Here is a 4,584-nt window from a genome sequence, read left to right as displayed (position 1 = left end):
GTGGGCGGGTGTTTATTGGCAGCCCTAAGCAACCTACGTTTACGGTGTGTCGGTTGGTTGGCGAAGACTATCAACAACAGCAGTATCGGCTGGGTGAGGCGATCGATTCGCCCTTGTTGCCTCAGCTAACGCTACGGCTAGACGATGTTATGCCACGCTAGATTCGTCAGTAATATTAGGGTGACACTTTTTGTCAAGAACAACTCAACTCACTGCTCAAGGTGCGCCATACTCCAGAAACTCTGGATAAGGTGGGGCACTGCCATAAGATGAGCGATTGGTTAGCATTGCCTACCCTAGCAATTTGCGAAATTAAAAGTTTGTAGAGAAGCGGGTCGGATATCCAGCTAAGCGAGATCCCTCATCTCTTTGGAAACAGGCCATCTGACGCACAAACTCCCAGATGTCTCCATGATTAGTTGGCGACTCCCGAATACGATTAGCCGCGAAGTTGGCCCACTCGGCTTTTCGTTTCCTACTTGGCCCGTCAGTTGTCAGTAACGGTATCCAGTCCTCAAGCTCTCCGACTGGTACCAAGAACAATCCGTGAATACGACACTTATGCAGTAGCGCGACCAAGTCGTGATAAACAGGGTAAGTCTGCAAGCTCTCTAGTCCCTTCTTTAGGCGTGCAGTTTGTGATAACCCTGCACTAAGCTCGGACAGATCTTTCCTAATACGCTTTAACTGTTCGACGTTGGTCCAGTCAAACCTTTCGGACAACATTGCAGCTAGTAAATTCTGCGTGTGTTCTTCATCGTAAATAGGCCCCAATGCTTTAACCTGTTCAACAATTTGTTGGGTATCAGACATAATCTCACGAACACTTTCAGTAGGAGCAATTGCTTTCAGAATATTCTGAAGAACGCCTAACTCCCGAATTACATCTAAATCTGCAATAACGCAGACCGGAATTTTCAAGGTTTTGTACAAAACGCATGGGTCGGCAATGCCGCCTAGACCACCGACCGAGACAAAATGTACATCACGCTGAAACTCGTCTGCTACTGTATCCCAAGTGGTGCCATAGACTAATCTATCCCCCTCAGATTCAACTACAGTAATAGCTTCAGCAAATAGGCCATCAAGGATACTTTCAGACTTAGTGCTTGGCTTCTCAATTGAGGCCTTGAGAGTTTCCATAGAAACCCTTTGGCCAATGAACTGTTGTGCAGACCTTGAGAGCCGAATTATGTCAAGCTGCTCTGTTTGCTCAATGATGCCCCTTAATACGTGGCTGCTGTGAGAAGCCACAAACGTTGTGTGGTCAGGTGACACCCCATATTTACCAATGAACCGACCAAGTGCATATGCCTGCGGCGGGTGAAGACACAACTCTGGCTCATCAATGAGCACTACAGGTCGCCGCCCTAACAATAGCGTAAGACAAATTGCAATGTACGACTTGAAACCATCTCCCTCATCTTCAATCAAGCGATACTCACGCATCTTTGCTGGTTCAAGTCTGTCTTCTGCTGATGGCATTTCTGGCCCATTTCCAACTCGAAGACACAATTTGTTGGCGCGTGTGTTGTCAAGCCAAATTGACTTACCAAAAACGGATTGGGCTTCCTTGGCCAGCAGTTCTTTGACTGCCGAATCAATGTAAAGGGCATGCAATTCATTTAGAGGAGATTCCGTTTCGTAGTCAAAGCTTTCAACTGTGTTTGTCACGGTTAGTCGGCGATCCAAAAACAGAGAGCTAATAAATGATCGCCCGAAAAGATCAAGAATCATACACTTGCTTTTGCCAGGATTTGCTTGTCTGGAATCCAAACTAAAGAAGCGCTTAACTTCACTCTCTTGGTAAGACGATTTAGATTTGCTACTGCCAAAGTCAGGGATCCGTGGCTCGAGATACACTCGGTTATGTTCGTCCACACGACGTTGAATATGTTTCTCGGCTAGAAGAGCTTCGAGAAATGGATCAAGATCAGATGGGCGGACAATTTCAATATCGTCACAAACTACTAGATTCCTATCTTGCCCGAGCATGCGGCCTTGAATGTCACGGAGAAATTGTGTCTTCCCTGCGGAGTTAGGACCAATTACAAGTACTAAACCTGTTGGCTCAATACGGCCAACGTTTGGCACTGCAATAGACTTAAGCGGGTTGAAATCAAGAATTGTAGTCATCTGCGGTTCCATTACCAATCGCCACATTGGGTTCCGGCTCAGAAAGGTCGCTCAGCTGCACCGGGTCTTGAAATCGCAGCAGCGCCCGCCCTGCCAATAACCGCGACAGCACCCGATCAATACGCGTTACCGCTGCGCTGTGGGCCGTTCCCTTGGCTGCCATCGTATAGAGCTGTCCTTCGATTAACTCCACCCGCTCATCTGCCGCCAAAATCCCCGCTTCTACCATGCGGTGATAGTCTTGCACGCTCAGCGATCGCAGGTCTGTAGCAGCAGTCATAGGGCTAAGTAGGGGTGACGCTTGCTCCTATTGTGGCACAGGGGTTTTGTCTCACAAGAAGACAAGTGGCCAGGGTTCCGGTGCCCTTGAAGGGAATAACTGATCGGTTCAGTAGCTCAACCCTTGGCAGGCCTAAACTAACTGTCGGTAGTGCAGCAGGTAGCTAAGCACCTCCCCCTGCTCTGGCGCGATCGCCTATTGCAGCACTCCACCGCTTTATTGTCAGGGTTGCATCCTTTAGTGTGCGGCCGCGATGCTTTAGTGCGACAGCCCAACATTCGATTGTCAGGCCGCAACTCTTTAATGCGATCGCGCAACTTCTTATTGTCAGGCCGCAACATCTTAAGTTGTGGCGCGACAATGCTGCTGCAACAGCGCAACCTTTTAAGTAGTCAATACACAATGCTTCTATCATAGAGCAACTTCGAATAGTCACTCGCTGCACTCGTACCTGCTCAATACACAATGCTTCTGTCATTGCAGCAAATTAATCATTCTCGCGTTGCATCGCTATTGTTGGGCCAAAACTCGCTGCGGCCCGCTGCAACATTCATCCAGGCTTTATCAAAACCGCTGGTGTTTGGTCACAATCTTTCAAATCGAGGCCGCGATCGGCTACTTGCATCGGGCAATCTTGGCAATAGATGAGACAACGCCTCGCCCCAACCGTCGTCTCTCACCGCCTGACCTGAAACCCTTCGTCGCTGCCCCCAATATCCGTTACCACCCCTGAAATTGCTTCAGGCAGGCTGCTTGCTCATGTCCGCTACAAACCCATCACTAAAGGTGATCTACCATGCCCGTCGTCAACATTACCCGCCGTCTGCCCGGCAAAACGCTCAGCAACGATATTGACTCCCTCAACAGCCTCGGCACTGTCGAAGGCTATCTCCCCGTCCGCGTTGACGCATCGCCCGAAGCCCTCAAGGCCAATTTCAACACCATGCTAACCATGCAGCAAAAAGAGACCGAGCTGCAAGCCATGGTCAAAGCCGCCGCCGATGCCGCCCGCCAGGCCGAATGGGAGTTTCACAACTCTATTTTGGGCATGAAAGAAGCCGTGCGGGCTCAGTTTGGCCCCGACAGCAACGCCGCCCAGGCGATCGGCTACAAGAAAAAGTCAGAGCGCAAGCGCCCCCGCCGCCGCAGCGCCTAGCGATGCGTCCGTGCCGCCGCCGCGGCGATGCGTCTCTGCCGCCGCAGCGAACGCCAACAAAATTCCCTCCTACAGACCTGTGGCCCAGCCACGGGTCTTTTTTAATAGCCGTAGTCATCGATTAAGACAGACTATCTAGTAAGACAGACTATCTAGAGCATCGATATACTAAATAACAGCCCTCCCGCCCTAGTGCCCTAGCTCCGCCTGGGCGCTCTGGTTTTGCGGCTCTGCCGCTCATGCCAGGAGGCAAAGCCTCCACTGAGCATTCCAAGCACTGGAACGAGGGGCAAGCGTTGATCACCGCCCTTAGCGCTCCCCAATTTGCCCACCCTCAATCTTGGCTTCGATCAGCGCTACGGCTGGCTCGTAAAGCTGTAGCCCCAGCAGCACCAGGCGCACCAGCATTTGGTCGGGGTAGCGCTGGCTTTTCTCCGCTAGCTCCACAATGCGATCGGTAGGAATGTGGGAGTTAAACAAGATCAAGTTGGCCTGTAGCTCGCTCAGCAGCGATCGCTGCTGGGCTTGGGCGCTGGTTTGCAGATGTTGCCCGAGGTCGCTAGTCAGCAGTAGCTCCAGAATTTCGGCCACAAAGGGCGACCTTTTGCGGCCCCCCTCTACTTCACACTGGGCCTCAATGGCCGCCAGCAGTTCTGCTGACATGTAGAGCGTGGGGCGACAGCCGCCCTCTGATGCATTTGGCTGGGCTTGGTCGTGGGACATGGCAGTAAATAGCTCACTAGCGGCCTGACTACGGCGATCGCATGACTCAGTTACACAAATATCTACTCCAGTTATCTTCGCAATCCGCAATCATCGGTCAAAATAGAAATTCGGATCAGGTTGATTAATCAACCTAGACATCACGTTCAGACAAAGTTGATCCTTTCTGTACTGAACGACTACGCTGGCGAAGATCTACTAAATGGTGCATTGCTGCGCATTGGCGGAGCCTCGCCTTAGCGTTATGCACCCTACAGTGGCCTACGGTGCTTCACCGACTCGTCTACCC

The 4,584-nt window shown here is 51.2% G+C and carries 4 protein-coding genes and 1 pseudogene; 2 read left to right on the top strand and 3 right to left on the bottom strand.

Annotation, left to right across the window (positions count from 1 at the left end; genetic code table 11):
- Positions 1 to 161 (top strand): annotated as a pseudogene (locus tag IQ273_RS36185) (Uma2 family endonuclease); the annotation flags it as partial.
- 151 nt (positions 162 to 312) lie between these two features.
- Here the strand turns inward: IQ273_RS36185 and IQ273_RS30870 are convergent.
- On the bottom strand, positions 313 to 2,136 hold the full coding sequence (locus tag IQ273_RS30870) for an AAA family ATPase (protein WP_194026913.1): 1,824 nt from the start codon (positions 2,134 to 2,136) through the stop codon (positions 313 to 315).
- A complete protein-coding gene (locus tag IQ273_RS30865; RefSeq protein ID WP_228054220.1) occupies positions 2,120 to 2,416 on the bottom strand; it encodes a Uma2 family endonuclease in 297 nt (98 codons plus the stop codon). The genes IQ273_RS30870 and IQ273_RS30865 overlap by 17 nt, the downstream gene beginning before the upstream one ends.
- Positions 2,417 to 3,212: 796 nt before the next feature.
- On the opposite strand from IQ273_RS30865, the gene IQ273_RS30855 reads away from it, so the two are divergent.
- On the top strand, positions 3,213 to 3,572 hold the full coding sequence (locus IQ273_RS30855; RefSeq protein ID WP_194026911.1) for a hypothetical protein: 360 nt from the start codon (positions 3,213 to 3,215) through the stop codon (positions 3,570 to 3,572).
- A 309-nt stretch (positions 3,573 to 3,881) separates the two neighbouring features.
- Here IQ273_RS30855 and IQ273_RS30850 read toward each other — a convergent pair whose 3' ends face one another.
- Complete coding sequence (locus tag IQ273_RS30850; RefSeq protein ID WP_194026910.1) at positions 3,882 to 4,295, bottom strand: hypothetical protein; 414 nt, start codon at positions 4,293 to 4,295, stop codon at positions 3,882 to 3,884.
- Between the last annotated feature and the right edge of the window lie 289 nt (positions 4,296 to 4,584).

The sequence above is a fragment of the Nodosilinea sp. LEGE 07298 genome (assembly GCF_015207265.1).
In the GTDB taxonomy this organism is placed as follows: domain Bacteria; phylum Cyanobacteriota; class Cyanobacteriia; order Phormidesmidales; family Phormidesmidaceae; genus Nodosilinea.
Note: the sequence above shows the minus strand (reverse complement) of the source record. Positions and strands in the feature narration are given on the sequence as shown.

Bases quoted from the DNA above. Each gene is read 5' to 3' on its own strand.
- IQ273_RS30850 (WP_194026910.1), bottom strand. From the start codon at position 4,295: ATGTCCCACGACCAAGCCCAGCCAAATGCATCAGAGGGCGGCTGTCGC.
- IQ273_RS30865 (WP_228054220.1), bottom strand. From the start codon at position 2,416: ATGACTGCTGCTACAGACCTGCGATCGCTGAGCGTGCAAGACTATCAC.
- IQ273_RS30870 (WP_194026913.1), bottom strand. From the start codon at position 2,136: ATGACTACAATTCTTGATTTCAACCCGCTTAAGTCTATTGCAGTGCCA.
- IQ273_RS30855 (WP_194026911.1), top strand. From the start codon at position 3,213: ATGCCCGTCGTCAACATTACCCGCCGTCTGCCCGGCAAAACGCTCAGC.